The organism is Arthrobacter sp. UYCu511, assembly GCF_040547105.1.
Taxonomy (GTDB): Bacteria; Actinomycetota; Actinomycetes; order Actinomycetales; family Micrococcaceae; genus Specibacter; species Specibacter psychrochitiniphilus.
The window spans coordinates 269,528-290,252 of record NZ_JBEPPB010000001.1 but is presented as its reverse complement, the minus strand read 5'-3'; the positions used below and the strand labels follow the sequence as shown (position 1 = coordinate 290,252).

General features: G+C 60.0%; 23 protein-coding genes, 7 tRNA genes and 2 riboswitches. Of the genes, 5 read left to right on the top strand and 25 right to left on the bottom strand.

Going from position 1 to position 20,725, the window contains the following annotated elements; all coding sequences use genetic code 11:
• Positions 1 to 61: 61 nt before the first annotated feature.
• From ABIB48_RS01300 to hisI, 3 genes are all read right to left on the bottom strand, one after another.
• Positions 62 to 703 carry a Trp biosynthesis-associated membrane protein gene (locus tag ABIB48_RS01300; RefSeq protein WP_110106170.1) on the bottom strand — a complete coding sequence of 214 codons (642 nt, stop codon included), beginning with the start codon at positions 701 to 703 and terminating at the stop codon, positions 62 to 64.
• A 3-nt stretch (positions 704 to 706) separates the two neighbouring features.
• Positions 707 to 2,311, bottom strand: coding sequence for an anthranilate synthase component I (locus ABIB48_RS01295; RefSeq protein WP_110106169.1), 1,605 nt, complete (start codon positions 2,309 to 2,311; stop codon positions 707 to 709).
• A 192-nt stretch (positions 2,312 to 2,503) separates the two neighbouring features.
• Entirely contained in the window at positions 2,504 to 2,917 is a 414-nt protein-coding gene (gene hisI, locus ABIB48_RS01290; RefSeq protein ID WP_110106251.1) for a phosphoribosyl-AMP cyclohydrolase, read from the bottom strand.
• Positions 2,918 to 3,030: 113 nt separating this feature from the next.
• Here hisI and ABIB48_RS01285 point away from each other — a divergent pair, with 113 nt between their 5' ends.
• Positions 3,031 to 3,675 (top strand): TIGR03085 family metal-binding protein, encoded by a 645-nt coding sequence (locus ABIB48_RS01285; RefSeq protein ID WP_315915703.1) that lies wholly within the window; start codon positions 3,031 to 3,033, stop codon positions 3,673 to 3,675.
• Between the two features lie 159 nt (positions 3,676 to 3,834).
• Here the strand turns inward: ABIB48_RS01285 and hisF are convergent, their stop codons facing one another.
• The 20 genes from hisF to ABIB48_RS01185 all read right to left on the bottom strand — a co-directional run bounded on the left by hisF (position 3,835) and on the right by ABIB48_RS01185 (position 16,533).
• Positions 3,835 to 4,605: an imidazole glycerol phosphate synthase subunit HisF gene (hisF, locus tag ABIB48_RS01280; RefSeq protein WP_110106168.1), complete on the bottom strand. Its 771-nt coding sequence runs from the start codon at positions 4,603 to 4,605 to the stop codon at positions 3,835 to 3,837.
• A 44-nt stretch (positions 4,606 to 4,649) separates the two neighbouring features.
• Entirely contained in the window at positions 4,650 to 5,495 is an 846-nt protein-coding gene (hisG, locus tag ABIB48_RS01275) for an ATP phosphoribosyltransferase (protein WP_110106167.1), read from the bottom strand.
• 90 nt (positions 5,496 to 5,585) lie between these two features.
• Positions 5,586 to 5,849: a phosphoribosyl-ATP diphosphatase gene (locus ABIB48_RS01270; protein ID WP_315915692.1), complete on the bottom strand. Its 264-nt coding sequence runs from the start codon at positions 5,847 to 5,849 to the stop codon at positions 5,586 to 5,588.
• Positions 5,850 to 6,062: 213 nt separating this feature from the next.
• Positions 6,063 to 6,551, bottom strand: coding sequence for a 6,7-dimethyl-8-ribityllumazine synthase (ribH, locus tag ABIB48_RS01265; protein ID WP_354211494.1), 489 nt, complete (start codon positions 6,549 to 6,551; stop codon positions 6,063 to 6,065).
• Positions 6,548 to 7,306: a GTP cyclohydrolase II gene (locus ABIB48_RS01260; protein ID WP_354211492.1), complete on the bottom strand. Its 759-nt coding sequence runs from the start codon at positions 7,304 to 7,306 to the stop codon at positions 6,548 to 6,550. Before ABIB48_RS01260 ends, ribH begins: the two co-directional genes overlap by 4 nt.
• Entirely contained in the window at positions 7,299 to 7,937 is a 639-nt protein-coding gene (gene ribB / locus ABIB48_RS01255; protein ID WP_315915689.1) for a 3,4-dihydroxy-2-butanone-4-phosphate synthase, read from the bottom strand. Before ribB ends, ABIB48_RS01260 begins: the two co-directional genes overlap by 8 nt.
• On the bottom strand, positions 7,934 to 8,566 hold the full coding sequence (locus ABIB48_RS01250; protein ID WP_110106162.1) for a riboflavin synthase: 633 nt from the start codon (positions 8,564 to 8,566) through the stop codon (positions 7,934 to 7,936). The genes ribB and ABIB48_RS01250 overlap by 4 nt, the downstream gene beginning before the upstream one ends.
• Before the next feature lie 2 nt (positions 8,567 to 8,568).
• The gene (gene ribD / locus ABIB48_RS01245; RefSeq protein WP_354211490.1) at positions 8,569 to 9,744 is read right to left on the bottom strand and encodes a bifunctional diaminohydroxyphosphoribosylaminopyrimidine deaminase/5-amino-6-(5-phosphoribosylamino)uracil reductase RibD; all 1,176 of its coding nucleotides are present in this window, start codon (positions 9,742 to 9,744) and stop codon (positions 8,569 to 8,571) included.
• Positions 9,741 to 10,481 (bottom strand): nicotinamide riboside transporter PnuC, encoded by a 741-nt coding sequence (gene pnuC, locus ABIB48_RS01240; RefSeq protein ID WP_354211488.1) that lies wholly within the window; start codon positions 10,479 to 10,481, stop codon positions 9,741 to 9,743. Before pnuC ends, ribD begins: the two co-directional genes overlap by 4 nt.
• Before the next feature lie 123 nt (positions 10,482 to 10,604).
• Positions 10,605 to 10,749, bottom strand: a riboswitch (FMN riboswitch).
• A gap of 116 nt (positions 10,750 to 10,865) precedes the next feature.
• Positions 10,866 to 11,543 (bottom strand): ribulose-phosphate 3-epimerase, encoded by a 678-nt coding sequence (gene rpe, locus ABIB48_RS01235; RefSeq protein WP_315915685.1) that lies wholly within the window; start codon positions 11,541 to 11,543, stop codon positions 10,866 to 10,868.
• Positions 11,544 to 11,633: 90 nt separating this feature from the next.
• On the bottom strand, positions 11,634 to 13,229 hold the full coding sequence (locus tag ABIB48_RS01230) for an RsmB/NOP family class I SAM-dependent RNA methyltransferase (protein ID WP_354211485.1): 1,596 nt from the start codon (positions 13,227 to 13,229) through the stop codon (positions 11,634 to 11,636).
• Positions 13,226 to 14,146, bottom strand: coding sequence for a methionyl-tRNA formyltransferase (locus ABIB48_RS01225; protein ID WP_354211483.1), 921 nt, complete (start codon positions 14,144 to 14,146; stop codon positions 13,226 to 13,228). Before ABIB48_RS01225 ends, ABIB48_RS01230 begins: the two co-directional genes overlap by 4 nt.
• A complete protein-coding gene (gene def, locus ABIB48_RS01220) occupies positions 14,143 to 14,724 on the bottom strand; it encodes a peptide deformylase (RefSeq protein ID WP_354211481.1) in 582 nt (193 codons plus the stop codon). Before def ends, ABIB48_RS01225 begins: the two co-directional genes overlap by 4 nt.
• Positions 14,725 to 14,803: 79 nt before the next feature.
• Complete coding sequence (locus ABIB48_RS01215) at positions 14,804 to 15,646, bottom strand: cytochrome (RefSeq protein WP_354211479.1); 843 nt, start codon at positions 15,644 to 15,646, stop codon at positions 14,804 to 14,806.
• A gap of 180 nt (positions 15,647 to 15,826) precedes the next feature.
• Positions 15,827 to 15,902, bottom strand: a tRNA-Gly gene (locus ABIB48_RS01210).
• A gap of 52 nt (positions 15,903 to 15,954) precedes the next feature.
• A tRNA-Val gene (locus ABIB48_RS01205) sits at positions 15,955 to 16,026 on the bottom strand.
• A gap of 89 nt (positions 16,027 to 16,115) precedes the next feature.
• Positions 16,116 to 16,188 (bottom strand) — tRNA-Gly (locus tag ABIB48_RS01200).
• Positions 16,189 to 16,240: 52 nt separating this feature from the next.
• Positions 16,241 to 16,312 (bottom strand) — tRNA-Val (locus ABIB48_RS01195).
• Positions 16,313 to 16,360: 48 nt separating this feature from the next.
• A tRNA-Cys gene (locus ABIB48_RS01190) sits at positions 16,361 to 16,434 on the bottom strand.
• Between the two features lie 26 nt (positions 16,435 to 16,460).
• Positions 16,461 to 16,533 (bottom strand) — tRNA-Gly (locus tag ABIB48_RS01185).
• A gap of 537 nt (positions 16,534 to 17,070) precedes the next feature.
• Between ABIB48_RS01185 and ABIB48_RS01180 the strand changes: the two genes are divergently transcribed.
• Positions 17,071 to 17,145, top strand: a tRNA-Val gene (locus ABIB48_RS01180).
• 199 nt (positions 17,146 to 17,344) lie between these two features.
• Positions 17,345 to 17,530 (top strand): CsbD family protein, encoded by a 186-nt coding sequence (locus ABIB48_RS01175; RefSeq protein ID WP_110106155.1) that lies wholly within the window; start codon positions 17,345 to 17,347, stop codon positions 17,528 to 17,530.
• A 111-nt stretch (positions 17,531 to 17,641) separates the two neighbouring features.
• On the opposite strand, the gene ABIB48_RS01170 is transcribed toward ABIB48_RS01175, so the two are convergent.
• Complete coding sequence (locus tag ABIB48_RS01170) at positions 17,642 to 17,956, bottom strand: DMT family transporter (RefSeq protein WP_110106154.1); 315 nt, start codon at positions 17,954 to 17,956, stop codon at positions 17,642 to 17,644.
• A gap of 12 nt (positions 17,957 to 17,968) precedes the next feature.
• Positions 17,969 to 18,030, bottom strand: a riboswitch (guanidine-III (ykkC-III) riboswitch).
• Between the two features lie 136 nt (positions 18,031 to 18,166).
• On the opposite strand from ABIB48_RS01170, the gene ABIB48_RS01165 reads away from it, so the two are divergent.
• Positions 18,167 to 18,352 (top strand): antitoxin, encoded by a 186-nt coding sequence (locus tag ABIB48_RS01165; RefSeq protein ID WP_110106153.1) that lies wholly within the window; start codon positions 18,167 to 18,169, stop codon positions 18,350 to 18,352.
• A gap of 90 nt (positions 18,353 to 18,442) precedes the next feature.
• On the opposite strand, the gene zapE is transcribed toward ABIB48_RS01165, so the two are convergent.
• Positions 18,443 to 19,504: a cell division protein ZapE gene (zapE, locus tag ABIB48_RS01160; RefSeq protein ID WP_110106248.1), complete on the bottom strand. Its 1,062-nt coding sequence runs from the start codon at positions 19,502 to 19,504 to the stop codon at positions 18,443 to 18,445.
• A gap of 259 nt (positions 19,505 to 19,763) precedes the next feature.
• Here zapE and ABIB48_RS01155 point away from each other — a divergent pair, with 259 nt between their 5' ends.
• On the top strand, positions 19,764 to 20,684 hold the full coding sequence (locus ABIB48_RS01155; RefSeq protein ID WP_315915152.1) for a sulfurtransferase: 921 nt from the start codon (positions 19,764 to 19,766) through the stop codon (positions 20,682 to 20,684).
• Positions 20,685 to 20,725 lie beyond the last annotated feature (41 nt).

Here is a 20,725-nt window from a genome sequence, read left to right as displayed (position 1 = left end):
ATTCTGCCATTACTTGGCCGCGGAAGCCCAAAGCTGGACACCCTGCGGACTCGTGCCGTGGCTAGGCGGTGGGGTCTTCCCCGCGACTAAGCCTGTCCCAGCTATCAATCTCATCCACCGGAGCCTCCGAGACGCCTGCACCAGTGTCCTTCGCAGCGTCATATTTGGTACGCACAGTCCAGGAACGCCCGAACCACAGCACCAACAGTGCCCCTATAGCTAACACAAGAGCGGCGGCGGCAGCTAGAGCCGGAAAAATTGTTGCCGTGGCCTGTGAGCCCTGGCCTTCAATACCTGTTGCTACCCCAACTTCAGCTGCGGCTGCAGCCACGGGATCGGCTAGGATACCCAGTGCCAGGCCCACAACGCCAATAGCTCCCAAGAAGACCACCGCTGCGGTGATGAAACGGGCAACCCGTCCGGCAATGGTGATAGCCAGGGCGCCTGCCAGTGCCACCAGCGCCAAGGCAGAAACCGCTACTGCAGCCTTATTGCCGGGGATGTTCAGATCGCTCTGAACCACCTCACCAGGTGCTATGTTCACATGGATCCAGGTTTGGGTAGTGGTGCCGAAGATAGCCAATGACGCCACCACCATCAACAGCACCAAGCTTGATTTGCGTTTGAAGAAGGGCGTGCGCGTGGCGGTGGTGTGACCGGCGCCCGGAAGGGGAAGCTCGGGGTTGTTCTGATCTTGGCTCATTACTTACGCACCTGATCCGTCCGCTGTGCCGGAGCTGGCATCGCTCAGGCTTTCAGCCATATTTTCTTCAAGGGTTTCACCCAGGGTGCGCAGCGATGCTGCGGCATAGACTGCCCGGAGCGGGGCTGCGGCCTTATTGACAGTTTCCAGGGCCTCGGTTTCGTTAACTGAGTCCGCCACAATGCCACCGCCTGCCTGGACATAAGCCTTGCCCCCACGCAGAAGTGCCGAGCGGATGGCAATGGCCATGTCCATGTCCCCGGCAAAGTCCATATAGCCAACCACGCCACCGTAGATACCGCGACGGTGGGGTTCCAACTCATCCAGCAGGCTCAGAGCCCGTGGTTTCGGTGCTCCTGAGAGGGTTCCGGCAGGAAAGGTTGCCGCCAGGACGTCATAAGCGTTCTTGTCGGGACTCAGCGTGCCCACCACAGTGGAGACCAGATGCATGATGTGGCTGAAACGCTCAACTTCCATGAACTGGGTGACATCCACGGTGCCCGGGACACAAACCTTGGAAAGATCGTTGCGTGAAAGGTCTACCAGCATGAGGTGCTCGGAGCGTTCCTTTTCATCCGCCAACAGATCCTTGGCCAACCACTTGTCATCTTCCGTGGAGGTTCCGCGCGGGCGGGAACCTGCGATGGGGTGCGTGATGACTTCATTGCCCAGCACACTCACCAAAGCTTCCGGGGACGAGCCAACAATGGAATAGGGCTGACCCTCCGCATCTACAAAGCTGTAGAGGTACATGTAGGGGCTGGGGTTGGTATTGCGCAATACCCGGTACACATCCAGTGCCGTGCTCTGGCACACCATTTCAAAGCGCCGGGACACAACTACCTGGAACACTTCGCCGTCCACAATGGCTTCTTTAGCGATGTCCAAGGCTTTCAGGTAGTCATTGCGGTCCCAGCGCTCCTGAACACTCTGGGCAAAAGTGGCTGCCGGAACCTGCAGAACAGACATGGGCTGAACCACTGGCTGACGCAACTGGTTCACCATGGCGTGGACCCGCGCCACCGCATCATGCCAGGCGCCGTCCACATTCTCATTGGTACCGTTGACGTTGATGGCGTTGGCGATCAACAAGACAGTGCCCTCGTTATTGTCATGGACGGCCATATCGGCAACCAGGTTCAGTGAGAGTTCGGGCAGTTTCAGATCATCCGGCGGCGGCGTGGGGAGCTTTTCCCAGTGCCGCACTGATTCCCAGCCCACAAAGCCCACCAGGCCAGAGGTGAAGGGAGGCAGCCCCTGAAACCGTTCCGTGGCCAAAAGTTTGAGGGTGGCTTCCATGGCGTCCACAGGATTCCCGCTCAAGGGCACGCCTACTGGAGGGGCCCCCTGCCAGAGCGCCTCGCCGTCGTGCGTGGTCAAGGTGGCGCTGGAACGCACGCCGATGAAAGAGTAGCGGGACCAGACCCCACCCACGGCAGCCGATTCCATCAAGAACGTGCCGGGGGCCTCCGCCGCCAAGGCCCGGTAAAGGCCAATGGGCGTTTGCGCGTCGGCCAGCACCTTCAAATGCACGGGGATGACCCTGCGGGAGCGGGCCAACTCACGGAACTCCGTCAGGGAGGGACTGATAACACCTAGATCTTGCATGGGATGTTTAGCTTTCTTGACTCAAGCGGACGGGTGAAGCAAATTCCTGTACTGCGTGAAGACCGGCAATGTGAAGACTGCCAATGCGGAGGACCTGCGGCGCCACCACACCGCACGCGCGGGCCCTTGCCGATGATGCACTCGCTCACAGCACTGGCTAAGGGCTGCTTGGGGAGTGCGGGAGGGCGTTAGCTACGTGCGTTGGCCGGTCACAGCTTCCAGCGCACGGCCCTCAAAGCAGGTGTGGCTGCCGGTGTGGCAGGCCGCTCCCACCTGGTCCACGGTGATCAGCAGCGCGTCACCATCGCAGTCCAAGGCTGCGGACTTCACGTACTGGAAGTGGCCGGAAGTATCACCCTTGCGCCAATATTCCTGACGTGAGCGGGAGTAAAAAGTTACCCGGCCTGAAGACAGTGTGCGGCGCAACGCCTCATTGTCCATCCACCCCAGCATCAGCACTTCTTTGCTGTCGAACTGCTGGATGATGGCGGCAACCAGGCCCGCGTCATCATGTTTGAGCCTGGCAGCGACTTCTGAAGCCAATTCAATGCCCTGTTCTGACAGAGGCGCGGCGGACGTGGACTGGGGATCTGGACTTTGCGGCATCATAGACAATTCTAGTGCCACACACCCCCCGAACCGGCAATCTGAAACCCGGCAGCCAGCTTGCGGCGATTCAGCATGCCATCGGGAGCCAATACATGCTAATTTCACAAGTGATGCAATTTGTAGAACCATCCCGTGAAGTACTCGCCGAGACCCTGCTGGCCGCCGGGCCGGGAGCACCCACGCTCTGTGAAGGATGGCAGACCCAGGACCTGGCCGCTCACCTTTACCTGCGCGAGCATAATCCGCGTGCAGGTTTGGGTATGGTACTTAAACCTTGGCGAAAGGCCGCGGAGAAGGCCATTGCGGAACTGGCCCTCGCCTCCAGCACACCCGCGGCCTTTGCCGAACTCGTGGAGAAGTTCCGGGCCGGGCCTCCGAAGTTGTCCCTGTTTGCGCTGAAGTCCGTGGACCATACCGCCAACCTCACCGAGTTTTTCATCCATACCGAGGATGTCCGGCGGGCCTCCGACCGGTGGGCGCCACGCACCTTGGACGCCGCCTATTCCGGGGCTTTGTGGACAGAGTTAGTCAAGCGTGCCGCGATCTTGTACCGCGGGGTGGATTTGGGCATTGTTTTGGTTAACCCGGCCGGACCTCGCCACGTTGCCAAGCGGGCACCCGTCTCTGTGGCCATCATCGGCACCCCAGGTGAACTCCTCATGCACGCCAATGGACGCACCGGGGAGGCCCTGGTCAGTTTCGAAGGCCAGCCTGACGCCGTGGCCCTGCTGCGCACCGCCGAATTAGGCTTCTAATCCCCCTCGCGCAATCCCGCCTTCGCGCAGTTCCATTTTCCCGCTTGAGCCTTGTTCTGGCTATCGGCCAGTAATAGTCCCTAGCACTGGCGTCCCCTACACAAAAAGCTCTCACACCCGGCAGCGTAAGAGCGTTGGGTGTGAGAGCATCGGGTGTTTTTAGCGGACTTCGTATCCTGCGTCTCGGATGGCTTGCTTGACGTCAGCAATGGCACTATCTGGGCCAAAGTGGAAGATGGATGCGGCCAACACAGCATTGGCTCCGGCAGCCACGGCTGGCGGAAAATGCTCCGGTTTGCCAGCTCCGCCGGAGGCGATGATGGGAATATTCACTGCTGCTCGGACCAGGCGGATGAGTTCCAGATCGAACCCCTCCTTGGTGCCATCAGCATCGATCGAGTTCAGCAGGATTTCCCCCACACCCCGATCTGCGGCTTCCTTAGCCCACTCAATTGCATCCATACCGGTGCCCTTGCGCCCGCCGTGCGTTGTCACTTCAAAGCCCGAAGGCGTGATCCCACCCTGGGTGCGGCGTGCGTCAACACTGAGCACCAAGACCTGAGAACCAAACCGCTGGGTGATCTCGTCAATGACGGCTGGGCGGGCAATTGCCGCAGTGTTAATGGAGGCCTTGTCCGCGCCATAGCGCAGCAGCTTGTCCACATCGGAGACCTCACGGACTCCCCCGCCTACGGTCAGCGGGATGAAGATTTGCTCGGCGGCACGGGATACCACTTCAAAGGTGGTCTCCCGGTTGCCCGAGGATGCGGTGACATCAAGGAACGTCAACTCGTCGGCACCGGCGCGATCGTAACGCTGTGCGAGCTCAACGGGATCACCGGCGTCGCGCAGGTTTTGGAACTTCACTCCCTTGACCACGCGGCCGGCGTCCACGTCCAGGCAGGGGATGACTCGAATGGCAACACTCATGGCATGTACCTTCTTTGCATTAAGTTATGGAGGGCTCTGGCAGCTTAGATGCGGCAGGCGTGGATGTTGCTGACCAGGATGGCGCGGGCGCCCAGGTCGTAGAGCTCATCCATGATCCGGTTGGTGTCCTTAGCCTTGACCATGGAGCGCACGGCAACCCAGTCGGTATCACGCAGCGGGGACACCGTGGGAGATTCCAGTCCCGGTGTCAGGGCGGTGGCCTGATCCATGAGTGTCTTGGGTACGTCGTAGTCCAGCAGGACATACTGGCGTGCCACCAAAACGCTGTGGAGGCGGCGGATGAGCACTTCGAGACCGGGGGGCGGGGTTACACCGCGGCGGCCAATAAGTAGCGCCTCGGAATTCAGGATGGGTTCGCCAAAGATTTCCATGCCGGCGGCCTTGAGTGTGCTGCCGGTCTCCACCACGTCAGCAATGGCGTCAGCAACACCGAGACGGACCGAGGATTCCACAGCGCCGTCAAGGCGGACCACCTGGGCGTTGATTCCCAGCTCGGCCAGGTATTCGCGCAGCAGGCCGTCGTAACTGGTGGCCAGGCGTTTGCCTTCAAGTTCGGCTGCACTGCTGAAGTCACCCACGGGTCCGGCAAAGCGGAAGGTGGAAATGGCGAACCCCAAGGGCAGCAGTTCTTCGGCGTCAACCTGGGCGTCCATGAGCAAATCGCGTCCGGTGATGCCAACATCCAAGGTACCCGCACCTACATAGACGGCAATATCGCGGGGGCGCAGGAAGAAAAATTCAACGTTGTTTTCAGGGTCAACCATGACTAGTTCGCGGGAGTCGCGGCGCTGGCGGTAGCCGGCCTCCGCCAACATTGCAGAAGCAGCTTCGGACAGGGCACCCTTGTTCGGGACGGCAACACGCAGCATGATAAAAGTCTTTCAGGTAGGAACAGGCAAAAAGTTTCGGCTCCCTGTGGGACGCCATTTCAGAAATTTTCAAGCAGCCACGGCAGGTGGCTAGAGATGCTTGTAAACATCCTGAAGGGTCAACCCTTTTGCGATCATCATGACCTGCAGGTGGTAGAACAGCTGGGAAATCTCCTCGGCGCAGGCTTCTTCCGATTCATACTCGGCAGCCATCCACACCTCGGCGGCTTCCTCAACCACTTTCTTGCCGATACCGTGTACGCCGGAATCAAGTTCGGCGACGGTACGGGAGCCAGCGGGCCGGGCTGCTGCTTTAGCACTGAGCTCATCAAAAAGGGATTCGAAGGTCTTCACGCAGTCCACCTTACTGGGTTTGGCTCGTTTTCGCGGATTTGCAGACTCCGCGCGTCCAACATACGGACAGTCAAGATACGGACAGTGGGAGGGTGGCGGCGTCCACCGCACCGAAGCGGCTCGCCGTTTGCACAGAACGGTGTGCCACTCCAAGACTGGCACACCGTTACCCAGATAACCGAGCGCAGCTTCGAAGCGCCCGGCAGTTTTCAGCTAGACGTTCAGCGCTGCCAGCGTCAGTGCCGTGGCAAGTGCAGCCGTGACGGCCTCGTGCCCTTTGTCCTCCACGGATCCCGGCAACCCGGCGCGGGCTAGGCCTTGCTCCTCGGTATCGCAAGTTAGGACCCCGAAGCCCACAGGGACTCCTGTGCGGACACTGACATCAGTCAAGCCCAGGGTGGCGGCCTGGCAGACGTAGTCAAAGTGCGGGGTGCCGCCGCGGATCACAACACCCAAGGCAACAACTGCATCATAGGAGGGCGCCAAACGAGCCACTGCCACCGGCAATTCAAAGCTGCCCGGAACCCGCACTACTAAAGGTTCGGCAATTCCCGCGTCAACAGCACCACGCAGCGCACCGGCCAGCAACCCGCCCATGATTTCGGTGTGCCAGCTGGCGGCGACAATAGCCAGCCTCAATCCTGCTGCCTGGGCTTTCTCTGCCCCGTCGAATCCAATGACGGGTGCTCCGTGACCGCTCATGCTGTGTGTCCTTCCGTAGTGTCATTCATGATGTGAGGGAGTGTGGTGATGGCACCAGTGTCCGGTGCCGGTGGTGCCGGTGGTGCTTCATCCAGGGCAAGGGCATGGTGCATCCGGTCCCGCTTGGTTACCAGATAGCGGAGGTTTTCCGTGCGGGCCGGGATGTGCGCCGGGACCATTGCCACCACGTCAATGCCATGACGGGACAGATCAGCTTCCTTGAGCGGATTGTTACTCAGCAGAGCAATACGAGTGTGCCCCAGGGCGCTGAGTATCCCAGCCGCGGCCGAGTAGTCCCGGGCGTCAACAGGCAGTCCCAACTGCTCATTGGCCTCCACTGTGTCCGCGCCGGATTCCTGGAGACTGTAGGCACGGATTTTATTGGCGAGTCCAATCCCGCGCCCCTCATGTCCACGCAAATACACCAACGTGCCGCCCTGCTGATGGATTTGTTCCAAGGCATGGTCCAGCTGTTCCCCGCAATCGCAGCGGTAGGAGCCAAACACATCTCCCGTCAGACACTCCGAATGCAGCCGCACCAAAGGCACGACGGCGCCTGCCGAACTTCCCTGGCCAGACTCACCGGGAGCAGACTCACCCTGGCCGGACTCACCGGGGGCACTCAGGCTCAGGTGTTCGGCACCCGTTGCGGAGTCCACCCAGGCTTGAACTGCGAAGACACCAAATTGGGTGGGTAGAGATACCACCGGACCGCCTACAACAACAGTGCCGTTGGCGCTCTCTTGCTCAGACATGGTGGGACTCCGCATCATCCATCGCCGCCAAGTGGGCGGCTAAGTCCTCGATGGAGATCAGCACCAGGGAATGGCGGTCAGCAAATTCCCGCAGCCCGTGCAAGCGCAGCATCTCTCCGGCATCATCGACCACCTCGGCAATCACGGCTACCGCTTCGCATCCGGCAAGTTTGCACAAGTCAACACCAGCTTCAGTATGCCCGGCACGTGCCCGCACTCCCCCAGCCACAGCTCGTAGTGGGAATATATGCCCTGGCCGAGTCACGGTGCCGGGCGTGGAGTCCGGGTTGGCAAGCACCGTTGCTGTCAGGGACCTGTCCGTGGCGCTGATACCCGTGGTGACGCCGTGGGCCGCATCGCAGGAAACCGTATAGGCGGTACCTTTGGCATCCTGATTAACCGCCACCATGGGCGGCAGGGCGAGGCGATCTGCATGGGCCTCATCCAGGGGAACGCAGATCACACCTGAGCTGTGGCGGATGGTCCAGCCCATGAGCGCGGGGGTGCTGTGCTGGGCGGCGAAGATGATGTCGCCTTCGTTTTCGCGGTTCTCATCATCAACCACCAACACCGCTTCCCCGCGCGCTATGGCGGCAATGGCCAGGGGAACAGGATCTAGAACGTTCCTCATGCCACATCCCCCTTCAAGGTGCTGAACTCCAGAAGCCGTGCAGTGTATTTGGCCAGCACATCCACTTCCAAATTCACCGCGCCGCCTTGAGCTTTCTCTCCCAGACCTGTGGCTGAAAGTGTGATGGGAATCAGCCCTACTTCAAACCACTGCTGGGCGTTTTGAGCCGGGCTTACGGCCGTCACTGTTAGGGACACCCCATCAATGGCGATGGAGCCTTTCTCGGCAATATAGCGGGAAAGTTCTCGGGGAACCTGGAAGCGCAGCCGCTCCCAGCTGCCCAAGTTCTCCCGCTCCAGCAACGTTCCGGTGCCATCCACATGGCCCTGGACAACGTGACCGTCAAGCCGTCCTCCTGCGGGCACACACCGTTCCAGGTTCACGTGATCGCCGTGACGCAAGCTGCCGATGGTGGTGCGGGTGAGGGTTTCGCCCATGACGTCCACCTCAATGGTGTCCCCCTCGAGGCGTGTGGCGCTGAGGCAAACACCATTGATGGCCAGGGAGCCTCCCAATTCCAGGCCCTCAAGCAGCGGCCCGGCTTCTAGCACCAGGACGGCGCTGCCGGATTCGGGTGTTTGATTCAAGGCCAGGACGGTGCCGCGGCCTGCAACAATTCCAGTAAACATCTCTAACTTCCTTGCTCGCCGGCGCCGTGAGCGTCCGGGCGTTGTTCGCGGGCGTGAGCCTTGGCGGGCATCAGCGTCAATTTCAAGTCCGGGCCCAGTATTTCCACGGGTCCGGTGGTGGTGGCATCCCATTCCCAGCGCTGGGCTTGTTCCAGCGTTCCGATGCCTAGATCGGTGAGGGCGGGAATGCCAGATCCCAGAAGAGTCGGAGCCAGATAAACCACCAGCTCATCCACGAGCCCCTGGGCCAGGAATGCGGCGTTGATCATGGCACCACCTTCAATCATGAGGTGTCCTACCCCGCGCCCATAAAGTTCACGTACCACGGCGGCTGGATCGTGAGTGCGCAGGGCCAAGAAATCCTCGTCCCCCAAACGGTCGGGGCTGCTTGGGGTACCCGAAACACCCTTCACAGCGGCGTCGGCGGGGATCTCCCTTTTCCCCATGACCACGCGCAGTGGCTGATGTTCGGCGTCAGAGCCATCTGCCGCACGCGCTGTCAGCCGCGGGTTATCGGCCATGACGGTTCCGGTGCCCACCACAATGGCGTCCACACGGGCCCGTAGCTCATGGGAGTCCTGGCGAGATTCCTGCGAGGTGATCCACTGGCTGGTGCCGTCCACGGCGGCAATCCTGCCGTCCACCGTCTGAGCCAGCCGCGCTGTAATGAAAGGGCGGTTTTCACGCACAGCAACAAACCAACGCCGGTTCAGATCCTCAGCCTCGGCGGCCATGAGCCCCATCCGGACGTTGATGCCTTCGTTGTGCAGGATTTGCGCCCCGCCAGCAGCCGGGATGTGAGGGTCCGGGAGTGCGTAGACCACGTTGCCAATTCCGGCGTCGAGGATGGCCTGAGTACAGGGCCCGGTACGGCCCACATGGCTGCACGGTTCAAGGGTGACAATGAGCGTGGCCGCGGACAGATCCCGTTTAACCCCTGTGCCGAGGAGCCTGTTGATGACATCAGCTTCCGCGTGGGGTGTTCCCGCACCCTTGTGGTAACCGATGGCAAGGAAGGTGCCGTCCGCGTCAATGATGACAGCTCCCACAAGCGGGTTTGAACTGCGCACCCCTTGCCGGGCTGCTGAGAGAGCCGTCTCCATGCCTAAAATTTCGGCAGCGGTAAAGTGTTCAGGAGCAGGGGTGCGGAAACTGTTGTCCATGGCGGAGAAGATCATAGTCTGGCCTTTCTGTTGCTCACAGTAATGTCAGGGAATGTAGCGTCAACAGATACCTGCCGGGCTAGGGCATCTGTGGTGCGACGCACCCTCCACCATACGAAGAAACCAACCAAAGTAAATGCACCATAGAAGACATACATGAAAGCGGAGGCGTAGTATCCGGCGCTGAACAACAACGGCACACCTACCAAGTCCACCGCTACCCAGATCAGCCAGAACTCAACCCAGCCTTTGGCCATGCCATAGGTTGCCAGAAGTGAGCCCATGAAAATCCATGCGTCCGCCCAGACAGGCTCGTAGGAACCCATGGCCGTAAAGATTGGGGTGAGGATGGCTGTTCCGCCCACCATGGCGCCTACCAGCAGCCAGCGTACGCGGGCTCCAGCCCAGCGAGGCTGGACGGCGTCACCCACATGAGCGCCGTCGTCGTTCTTTTGGTGACGAGTCTGGTTCCAACGCTGCCAGCCGTAGATCGAGACGGCGATGAACATGATTTGCCGGCCGGCCTGACCCAAGAGGTTCACATGCTCGGTGGAGCCGAAGACTGAGCCCATGAAGACTGTGAAGAGCAGGAGGTTGCCGATGATGCCCACCGGCCAGGCCCAGATTTTACGGCGCATACCGCCGAGGGCGCTGGCGAGCCCAAATATGTTTCCAATTACTTCGCGCCAGAGCAGGAATCCGCCACCGGCGAATTCGAGTTTGGCATCAAAGAGCCATCGCAGAAAATCCACTGTTACCTTACCCTTTCGAGACCGCGATGGCTCCGGGGGTAACGTACAGCTAAGCCGAGCAGGGTACAAGAATGGGACGGCTAAAAAGCCGCCGCTACACCCTTGACCTGACGGCCAAAACTGTTCGTGCTTCTCCCATCCAGACTTTAACTGTCGGTTCCGGAATTTCACCAGATCAACCGTGCACGCCCGGTTGTTTCCAACTGGCTGCGCACGGGTCGCGGACTATAACCGCCGGTTCGGAATTACACCGACCCCGGAGCACGTGATATTTCTTTTAGCACCCGCTGTTACGGGTGCCTGTTAATAGTATGACATCAATTACATCTGGCAGTTGCTACGGGAAGTTCCTCCCGGCCGTGGCTCATGCCACAGGCGGGCGGCTCAGCCGAAAGCCAGTTGGCCCTTGGCACGCAGCGACTCGATGGCTTCCTGCGGTGACGGCTTACCGTAGACGGCCGAGCCGGCCACGAAGATATTGGCACCGGCCTCGGCAGCACGGGTGATGGTCTCTTCCGTGATCCCCCCATCAACCTGAAGAGCCACATTGACACCGCTACCCTCTATGGCCGCCCGGGCGCGCCGAATCTTAGGCAGCGTGATATCCAGGAACGCCTGCCCGCCAAAACCCGGCTCCACCGTCATGATCAAGAGCATGTCCAGCTCAGGCAGCATATCCAAGTAAGGTTCGACGGCGGTTGCCGGGCGCAGCGCCATCCCCGCCTTCGCACCCCTGGCCCGCAGCTCGCGAGCCAATTTGATGGGAGCGTTGGAGGCTTCCACATGGAAGGTCACCGAGTCCAGCCCCGCATCCGCATACAGTGGCGCCCAACGGTCCACCTCGGCAATCATCAAGTGCGCGTCCAAAGGCACCGGGCTCACCTGCGCAATCCGCTCAACCACGGGCAACCCAATGGTTAGATTGGGCACAAAATGGTTATCCATGACATCGACGTGGACCGCATCGGCATTGGAAATACGGTCCAACTCGGCCTGCAAATTCACAAAGTCGGCGGACAGGATACTGGGGTTGATGCAGCATTTAATGCCGGTGCGGCTCACAAAGATACCTCTATCTACTGGTTGTATCGCTACTGGTTCTATCGCTAGTGGGCGGATGTCTAGTGGGTGGAGTAGCGGGGCAGCGCGTTCTTAGCCGTTCTTGCGGATGAGCGCAATGAACATGGCGTCGCTCTGGTGGATGTGCGGCCACAACTGGGCCATCATCTGGTGCCCGGGAACAGCCGCGGTGGTGTTGCCGGCATGAACTGCGCCGCTGAGGCTTGCCGCATCCAGTGCGGCTCCGGCGTCCACCAGTTCAACATCTGTACGCTTGCGCATGGCATCCTCCACCACGGCAATGGTTTCTGCCACATGCGGGGAGCAGGTGACATAAGCCACCACTCCACCGGGCTTGACCGCGTCCAGGGCGGAAGCGAGGAGTTCACGCTGCAGCGGACCCAACTCCGCCACATCTGAAAGTTTGCGTCGCCACCGTGATTCGGGCCGGCGGCGCAAGGCACCAAGGCCTGTGCACGGAGCGTCCACCAGGACCCTATCGAATGCGCCGGGGTGTTCGCGGCCAATATCACGGCCATCTCCGGTACGCACGGTCCAGCTATCGTGCGGGATAGCGGCCAGTGCCTGCTCTACGAGTTTGGCACGGTGAGGTGCCGGTTCATTGGCCAGCAGCCAAGCATTCTTTTGAGCCGCCAGAGCCGCCAAGAGTGCTGCCTTACCGCCGGGTCCGGCGCACAGATCAAGCCAGCGCTCCTCGCTGCCGTCCTTGCCGGAAGTAACCTCTACTCCGGCCAAGGCACGGGCCACCAGCTGGGAGCCGGCGTCCTGGACCCGCACAGTGCCTTCACGGACACTTTCCAGACGGCCCAAGTCCCCTCCCGAGGAGAGGGCAGAATCGGCCACAAGCTCACCGGGGGTGAAGCCGGCCTCAAAGGCTTCAGCAAGATCACCCAACCCGGGCAGGGCCACGAGGTTGACCACGGGGGCAGCGTTATCCGCCTCCAGCAGGGCGGTAATTTCGCTCACGTCCCGGCCATGGGCAACGAGCGCCTGGCGCATCGAGCGCACAATCCATTCCGGATGTGCGTGCTCAATGGAGGCCTTCTTGACCTCATCAGTAATTCCGGCGGTAAGTTCAATCAGCCACTCGGATAAGTCCTTTGCCGCAACTTTGCGCAGTACCGCGTTGACAAGGCCTGAGGGGCCAGCACCAATCACGGCACGCGCCAGGCCTACGGTCTGGTCCAAGGCCGCGTGGGTGGGAACACGCATGGCCAGGAGCTGGTGGACGCCTAGGCGCAGGGCATCCAGGATGGCGGGATCCAGCTCACTGAGCGGGCGGTCCACGCACGTAGCCAAAATGGCGTCGTAGGTGCCCTGGGCGCGCAACGCCCCGTAGGTCAGCTCGGTGGCGAACCCTGCGTCACGGCGGTCCAGCCCATGTTTGCGGATACGTGCCGGCAACACCAGGTTGGCGTACGCGTCATCGGCGGAGACAGCCCGGAGTACCTCAAAGGCCACCAGCCGTGCGGGGTCCGCCACCCGGGTGCGCTGGCCCGGTGCCGTTTCGGTCTTGTTCCGGGTGGTGCTGCGGTTGCGTTCGCGTCCGGCATCGTCCCGACGTCGGACACCGCCACCCTGGCCGCCACCCTGAGCGCCGCCGTGGCCGCTGGTTCGTTGCTGGCCGCCACGTTGCGCGCTGGAATGCCCGCTTTGCTCGCTGGTCATTCAAACACCACATCTTCCTTGTTGGCCAGGCCGCGGGCCCAGTCTGTTGCCTTCATAAGTTTTTTGCCCGAAGGCTGCACGTCCACCAATTCCACTGCGTGCGATCCAGTACCGACAAGAACATCTTTCCCGGACACCATCACGTGCCCGGGAGCCAATGCTGTGATGTCCGGACGCGGGAGCACAGCTCCCAGCTTGAACCTTTGACCGGAGAGCATGGTCCAGGCACCGGGCTCGGTGGTCACCCCACGGATGCGGCGGTTGATAGCCAGAGCTGGTGCGCCCCAATTCACATGCCCGTCCTCGAGGGAAAGCTTGGGTGCGAGCGTGATCTCGCCTTGTTGAGGGATGCCGGAAAGCATCCCCGCACCGATCCCATCAATGGTCTGTGCCAGCAATACTGCACCGCTGTGAGAGAGCCGCTCCAGTAATACGGCGCTGGTGTCAGTGGCTTGGATTCTCTCAGTCATGGCGCCAAAGACCGGCCCGGTGTCGAGTCCTTTTTCCAAGAGGAACGTGGAAGCGCCAGTAATTTCATCTCCGTTGATGACAGCGTGCTGCACAGGCGCCGCACCTCGCCAGGCAGGGAGCAGCGAAAAGTGCAGGTTGATCCATCCGTGAGCCGGGATACCCAGTGCGAATGGTGGAATAAGTGCCCCGTAAGCCACAATGGCGGCCACTTCGGGTGCGGCGGCAAAGATGGCGGCGGCCGCGTCGGAGCCGATCTTGTCAGTCTTAATGACGGGCAGCCCCAACTCTTGGGCCCGGGCAGCAACGGGAGATGGCGTCAGCACCCTTTTACGTCCCAGCGGGGCGTCCGGGCGTGTCAGGACAGCCACGATCTCATGACCGGCAGCGCGCAAGGCCTCCAGGGAAGGCAGCGCCACGGCAGGAGTTCCAGCGAAAAGCACCCTCATTGGGCGGCCCCGGCAACAACACCAGCAGAAGCACCGAAAGCGGAACCCACAGTTTTTGCGCGCTTGGCAACTGTTTCTGCCGTGATGTTGTGATAGTTAGCTGTTCTAATGGCACGCAGCGCGTCCTTGCGGTCCTCACCTTCGAGCCGGTCCACATAGAGTTTCCCGTTGAGGTGGTCTGTTTCGTGCTGGAAACACTTAGCCAGGGTACCTGTGGCTTCCATATCGATGGGGTGGCCATGCAGGTCCACCCCGGTGATCCGAACCCAGCGGTGACGGGAAACTGTGTAGCCTAGGCCGGGCACGGACAGGCAACCTTCCGGATCGCCGGGGGCAAAGTCATCGCTGGCCACCAGGATCGGGTTGATGATGTGCCCTTCTACACCGTCAACAGAGTATGTGAAGATGCGTTTGTTGACGCCCACTTGCGGTGCTGCCAGCCCGGCGCCGCGAACGTCCACCATGGTTTCATTCATGTCGGAAATCAATTTGGCCAGCTCAGGGCCAAATTCGCTCACTTCCTCGGCGACCGTTCTCAGGACCGGATCGCCAATGATGCGAATGCTCAGGATGGCCATGTGTGGGCACCTCACTTTGGTATTTATGCAGGCCGAAGTTGACCCGTGGAACTGAAGTTGTGACAAGTCTAGTTGGCGCCTACTGCGCAGGAGGCGAAATATCGAGCAAAGGGCTCCCCGCTTCGGCTGCGTCCAATGAGGTTTGCCACACACGCCGCAAGGAGGCGAACTTAAACCAGTGGGCCTTCAGTACCTGTGGATTGGCCTGCAGCGTACGAACTTCGGTTTCGCCAATCGCCACGCCGAGAAGAATGGGATCCTGGCCGTACCTCCACGGCTCCCAGCTACCGGCGGCTGGATCTATCACTGACTCTTCGGCTTTCATGCCGGCCACAAGCTGCATGACCACCTTCGCGTCCAGGCTCTTTACCTGACCGTTACGGTCAGTGCCCTTAGTTTTGTAGTCGATGATGCACAGCCGCCCACCAATGGTTGCCACCAGATCCAGCGTGCCCGCATAGCCTAGGGTTTCATTCCACACAGTGACTTCCGGCACCAGCGGCGCAACCTTGTACTCGCTCCACCAATGATCGAAGCGCAGCGCAAAGTTTTCTTCGCCGTTTTCGGCGAGGGCTTCTTGGGCTTCCGCCAACTGGTGCGGGCGGTCAAGCGCGCGCAAGGCCACTTGTTCGCAGTAGTTGTGGACCCTATCTCCGCGAGCAGCTGCGGCATCCCGGAACTGTTCTGCGGCGTTGGAGCTATCGCGCACCACAGTGCGCAACTGTCCGGGATTTCCTACGGCAGCAGCCAGGTCAGGATGTTTGGATACGGCAGTTGCCGCCATGTACCCAATCCAACCGTCAAGAGAAGTGGACTGTTGCCCGATGACGGTGGTGATGGAGGGGACTTTAGGCGGATCCTGCAGGGAACGGGCGTACATGCGCCCTAGCTCTGTGCTGTGGGCCAATGCTGGTGCTGTCATACCTCTACTATTCCATTACACACTGACACTTCCCAGCGGAGGTCCCGCAGTTTGTGGATAACAGGGCTCCGCCGCCGGGACGCCCCATGCGGGCAGCGCCGGGCTAACCCCAAGTCTGCGTTTCTAGCACTCCCGAGAGCACAAAAAATGCCGAACCCTCAGGGTCCGGCACTTTCGCTCTGGAGCGGTTGACGAGATTCGAACTCGCGACATCCACCTTGGCAAGGTGGTGCTCTACCAGCTGAGCTACAACCGCAATACTTTTTTCGAAATTGCTTCCGAAGAGAATGAATTTTTACATTCATCCGTGGGCGATACTGGGATCGAACCAGTGACCTCTTCCGTGTCAGGGAAGCGCGCTACCGCTGCGCCAATCGCCCAAATTCTCATTATTCAATGAAAACCTTGGGTCACGATGAAACTACCGGAATCCCGGAGGATTCCGGCAATTCCCGAACCATTTTTTACGAGCGGTTGACGAGATTCGAACTCGCGACATCCACCTTGGCAAGGTGGTGCTCTACCAGCTGAGCTACAACCGCAATACTTTTTTCGAAATTGCTTCCGAAGAGAATGAATTTTTACATTCATCCGTGGGCGATACTGGGATCGAACCAGTGACCTCTTCCGTGTCAGGGAAGCGCGCTACCGCTGCGCCAATCGCCCTAAGGCATCTCGCTGAACTATACAGCAAAACACAATAGATCAGCCAAATGGAGGTGGGAACGGGATTCGAACCCGTGTGCACGGATTTGCAGTCCGTTGCCTCGCCTCTCGGCCACCCCACCATGCGAACTGACTATGGTGTCATGCGAGCGGTTGACGAGATTCGAACTCGCGACATCCACCTTGGCAAGGTGGTGCTCTACCAGCTGAGCTACAACCGCACAAGCTACATTTCCTAGCCTCTGCGTTTCCGCTTCGGTAGTCCGTGTTGCTGCGGTGAAAACATTACATGAGCAGAATCCCAAACGCCAAATCGAACACTCCCCCGCACATCTTTGACAGCCACCAACACAGGGAAATCGTTGAATTGGTGCGGTTTTTGAGCCCGACATTCGAATTACACGAGTGTCATTTCCAGCCGTATTGGAGCCTTTTAAAGCCATTTAGGACAGTAATCCTTCATGAGGCCCTCGTCACATTCATCATTTACAAATGCAGCACCGTCTCCCCGGGGGCGCTTTTAGCGTCCCTCGGTGGCGCATCCTTCCGTAAGGGGCGGCGCTGGCGTGGGGCCAGCTTAGAGCAGCGCGTACACCAAAGACAGGCCACGGTGAGCGATTCGCGGCCGATCCTTCGGCAGGGCCACGTATTCGAACCGCGTATTCGAACACAGCAAATTATGCGCTGCGAAAAGTTTGGGCTATTGTTTTGAACGCACCAAGGAGCACACACAGCCCGCGGGCTAGTGGACGCAAATTGGGCGATTGGCGCAGTGGTAGCGCGTTCCGTTCACACCGGAGAGGTCGCTGGTTCGAACCCAGTATCGCCCACCAAAAGAAAAGCCCCTCTAACCAGCACAAACGCTGAGTTGGAGGGGCTTATTTTGTGTCCTCAACAGGGAAAGTACGGCAGCTCCTGCCACTGACGCCGTAATACGCACCACGCGATGCAGGCTGTAACACTCAGGAAACTCTCAGACTTTTTTCCTACCGTAGAGACCGTTCTAGTTGGATTCGAATTGAAGGAGGTCCCATGGGACTCGGAGATAAGATCAGCAACAAGGCCCAAGAAGTCGTCGGCAAGGGGAAGGAATCCCTCGGTGACGTCACCAACAACGAGAAACTTCAGGCAGAAGGTGCTGCGGACCAGGCCGCAGCCAAGGCCAAACAGGCCGGGGAGCACGTCAAGGACGCCGCGAAGGACGTCTTCGACAAGTAGGCCATAGGTACTTTCGCCACCCAAGAAGAAAGCCCGACGGTCCAGCACAGAGCTGGGCCGGCGGGTTTTTTTCTTGCCATCAAACTCAAAGCAGGCTAGAAGCAGAACAGACTAGTGAGTTATTTTTAGGCCCACAATGCAGCCAACAAGTCCTAGTAAGAGCAACACCTTCAGCAGTGAGACTGCCTCTGTGCCGGTGATCATTGCATAGCTCACCGTCAAGGTGGCACCAATTCCCACCCACACCGCATATGAGGTACCGATGGGAAGCGTTCGCATAGCCCACGCCAAACCGACCATGCTGGCGATCAGTGCCACGACAAACACGATGCTGGGGCCCAGCTTCGAAAGACCCTCGCTCTTTCCCAGTGCCGTGGCCCAAACGGCCTCCAGCATTCCGGACACAACTAAAATCATCCATGCCATGACTACCACTCCTTGGCGCCGTCTTGTCGCTGGCCGGGTACGGCGCACCTCGTCCGGGTGCCACTTGGCATCGTTCATTTTGGCACAAGGACACCTGCCCCGGAAAGCGGCACACCACAGAGTCGTGGGAACTATTGACAATGGGCGGGCCGCTACTATGCTGGGAAAAGTTGGGGCGCCAATGGCCCCAGAATCGAAGGGAGGTGCCTTTTGTCAATTTTTGACGATGTAAAGGGCAAGGCCGCGGGACTGATCAACGGTCACGAGGAAGCAATCAAGGGCGGCATCGAGAAGGCTGGCGACTTCGTCGACAGCAAGACCGGTGACAAGTTCAAGGACCACGTTGATTCGGTCCAGAAGTCTGCCGGCGATTTCGTTGACGGCGCCGCTCAGTAACCAGCCCTTCGCCCTTTAGTTTCGCGTCAAGGAAGGCGTCGGTCCCGTCGAGAGACGGCACCGACGCCTTTTCGCGTTTAAGCGACAGGTTTATACGGCAGGGGTTCTAACGCTGGCTTCTTGAGCCTCGCGGGCCAGCGCAGTCAAACGTGACACGGCGCGGAAATACTTTTTTTGGTAGCCGCCGGTCATCATTTCAGGGGTGAACAGCTGGTCAAGGGGTGCCCCACTGGCCAAGATGGGCACGTCCTTGTCATAGAGCCTGTCAGCAAGAACCACAAAGCGCAGCGCCACGGACTGTTCGGTGATGGTGTGGACATTGCGCCAGACCACGGCGTCCACCCCGTTCAGTAGCTGCCGGTAGCGGGACGGGTGAACCCCGGCAAGGTGGTCCACCAAGACACTGAAATCATCCACCGCAACCGTGCGCCCGGCGAAGTCCTGGCGCATGCGCGCATCCAGGTCACTGTTGGCAATGGGTTCCGGCGGCGTGGGCAGACCGCGGTGCCGGAAATCCTCGCCATCAATATGTAGGATCTCAAACTGGTCCGCCAGTACCTGGATCTCGCGCTGGAAGTCCACAGCAGCGAAACGTCCATCTCCCAAGGAACCCGGCAGGGTGTTGCTGGTGGCCGCCAACTTCACTCCGGCGTCGGCCAATTCCCGCATGAGCCGGGACATCAGCACCGTGTCACCGGGATCATCGAGTTCAAACTCGTCAATGCACACCAACTTGTAGGCACTGAGCGCCTCCACCGTTTTGCGGAAGGACAGGGCCCCCACCAGGTTGGTGTACTCAACAAAGGTGCCAATGGCTTTGGGCCCCTCAACCTCGTGCCATAGCGAGGAGAGCAGGTGAGTCTTACCCACACCAAACCCCCCGTCGAGGTAGATCCCGGCACGCCCGCCGCCCCCAGCATTCTTGGCCTTGCCGCCAAAGAACTTACGCAGCCCACCGGCCGGCTTCTTGGCAGCACCCTGAGCGAATTCACGCAACATGGTCACGGCCTGAGACTGGGACGGCTGCGCAGGATCCGGGCGGTAGCTGTCGAAGGAAACTTCACCAAAACGCGGCGAGGGGACAAAACCCGCCAGCAGTTCATCCACTGAAACTGCCGGGCGGCGCGTGGAAAGTTGTTCAACCTGTACCAAGAAAGATTTCCGATCATCAAGAATTTTTTGCGCAGACTCATGCTCAAGCCCGCAACTCACGGTGATAAGAATACCCGTGCCATATTGCGTTGCGTTAACGCCGGGAAGTAATCGGGGCCTTGAATCGTTAAGCTGATAGAACAGGAAACGCTGCTGTCCCCATGTGCGGAGGCCAGCCAATCTTCTCCCATGGCCGCAGAAGCGTCCCGGAAATTCCCGGGCGGCACCGGCCAGGACGGTTAAATTCAGAAGGGGCATCATGCCAGTTGCAGTAGAAACAAACGAGAAGTTCGCCTCCTACGCCCACCCGGAGCGTCTGGTTTCCACGCAGTGGCTGGCCGAGGCTCTCGCCGATGGCGCCGCAACGGACGGGCGCATTGTTCTTGTCGAGTCCGACGAAGACGTGCTCTTGTACGAAACCGGCCACATCCCCGGCGCCGTCAAAATCGACTGGCACACTGACCTGAACGACGACGTCACTCGCGACTACATTGACGGCGCGGCTTTTGCGCTGCTTGCCCAAGCCAAGGGCATCTCGCGAGACAGCACTGTCATTGTCTACGGTGACAAGTCCAACTGGTGGGCCGCGTACGCTCTGTGGGTCTTCACCCTGTTCGGTCACGAAGACGTCCGCCTGCTCGACGGCGGCCGAGACAAGTGGATCGCCGAGGGCCGCGAACTGACCACCGAGCGCACTGTTGTTACGCCGTCGGCCGGTTACCCGGTGGTGGAGCGCAACGACGCTCCCATTCGTGCCTACAAGGAAGACGTGCTAGCGCACCTGGGCAAGCCGCTCATCGATGTCCGTTCCACTGAGGAATACACGGGCGAGCGCACCCACATGCCCGCCTATCCTCAGGAAGGAACACTGCGGGGTGGCCATATCCCCACTGCAGCGTCCATCCCGTGGGCGCGCGCCGCTGCCGAGGACGGCAGCTACCGCACCCGCGAGGAACTTGAGGCTCTTTATCTCGGGGAAGCTGGCCTTGTTCCCGGAGATGACGTGGTGGCGTACTGCCGCATTGGTGAACGCTCCAGCCACACCTGGTTTGCCCTGAAGTACCTACTGGGCTTTGACACTGTGCGTAACTATGACGGTTCCTGGACCGAGTGGGGCAACGCCGTGCGCGTGCCCATCGCTGTTGGCCCTGAGCGCGGGGAACTGCCCGCCTCAAACTAGTCCCCAGCATCTCCCTGTGGTTGGGTCGCTGGCGACCCAAC

Coding starts and splice junctions, on each gene's coding strand:
- ribH (WP_354211494.1), bottom strand. CDS start 6,551: ATGAGCGGTCACGGAGCACCCGTCATTGGATTCGACGGGGCAGAGAAA.
- ABIB48_RS01225 (WP_354211483.1), bottom strand. CDS start 14,146: ATGAGGGTGCTTTTCGCTGGAACTCCTGCCGTGGCGCTGCCTTCCCTG.
- hisI (WP_110106251.1), bottom strand. CDS start 2,917: ATGCCGCAAAGTCCAGATCCCCAGTCCACGTCCGCCGCGCCTCTGTCA.
- ABIB48_RS01285 (WP_315915703.1), top strand. CDS start 3,031: ATGCAATTTGTAGAACCATCCCGTGAAGTACTCGCCGAGACCCTGCTG.
- hisF (WP_110106168.1), bottom strand. CDS start 4,605: ATGAGTGTTGCCATTCGAGTCATCCCCTGCCTGGACGTGGACGCCGGC.
- ABIB48_RS01230 (WP_354211485.1), bottom strand. CDS start 13,229: ATGACCAGCGAGCAAAGCGGGCATTCCAGCGCGCAACGTGGCGGCCAG.
- ABIB48_RS01260 (WP_354211492.1), bottom strand. CDS start 7,306: ATGTCTGAGCAAGAGAGCGCCAACGGCACTGTTGTTGTAGGCGGTCCG.
- ABIB48_RS01295 (WP_110106169.1), bottom strand. CDS start 2,311: ATGCAAGATCTAGGTGTTATCAGTCCCTCCCTGACGGAGTTCCGTGAG.
- ribD (WP_354211490.1), bottom strand. CDS start 9,744: ATGATCTTCTCCGCCATGGACAACAGTTTCCGCACCCCTGCTCCTGAA.
- ABIB48_RS01170 (WP_110106154.1), bottom strand. CDS start 17,956: ATGGCATGGATGATTTTAGTTGTGTCCGGAATGCTGGAGGCCGTTTGG.
- ABIB48_RS01175 (WP_110106155.1), top strand. CDS start 17,345: ATGGGACTCGGAGATAAGATCAGCAACAAGGCCCAAGAAGTCGTCGGC.
- ABIB48_RS01300 (WP_110106170.1), bottom strand. CDS start 703: ATGAGCCAAGATCAGAACAACCCCGAGCTTCCCCTTCCGGGCGCCGGT.
- ribB (WP_315915689.1), bottom strand. CDS start 7,937: ATGAGGAACGTTCTAGATCCTGTTCCCCTGGCCATTGCCGCCATAGCG.
- def (WP_354211481.1), bottom strand. CDS start 14,724: ATGGCCATCCTGAGCATTCGCATCATTGGCGATCCGGTCCTGAGAACG.
- ABIB48_RS01215 (WP_354211479.1), bottom strand. CDS start 15,646: ATGACAGCACCAGCATTGGCCCACAGCACAGAGCTAGGGCGCATGTAC.
- ABIB48_RS01155 (WP_315915152.1), top strand. CDS start 19,764: ATGCCAGTTGCAGTAGAAACAAACGAGAAGTTCGCCTCCTACGCCCAC.
- ABIB48_RS01250 (WP_110106162.1), bottom strand. CDS start 8,566: ATGTTTACTGGAATTGTTGCAGGCCGCGGCACCGTCCTGGCCTTGAAT.
- hisG (WP_110106167.1), bottom strand. CDS start 5,495: ATGCTGCGTGTTGCCGTCCCGAACAAGGGTGCCCTGTCCGAAGCTGCT.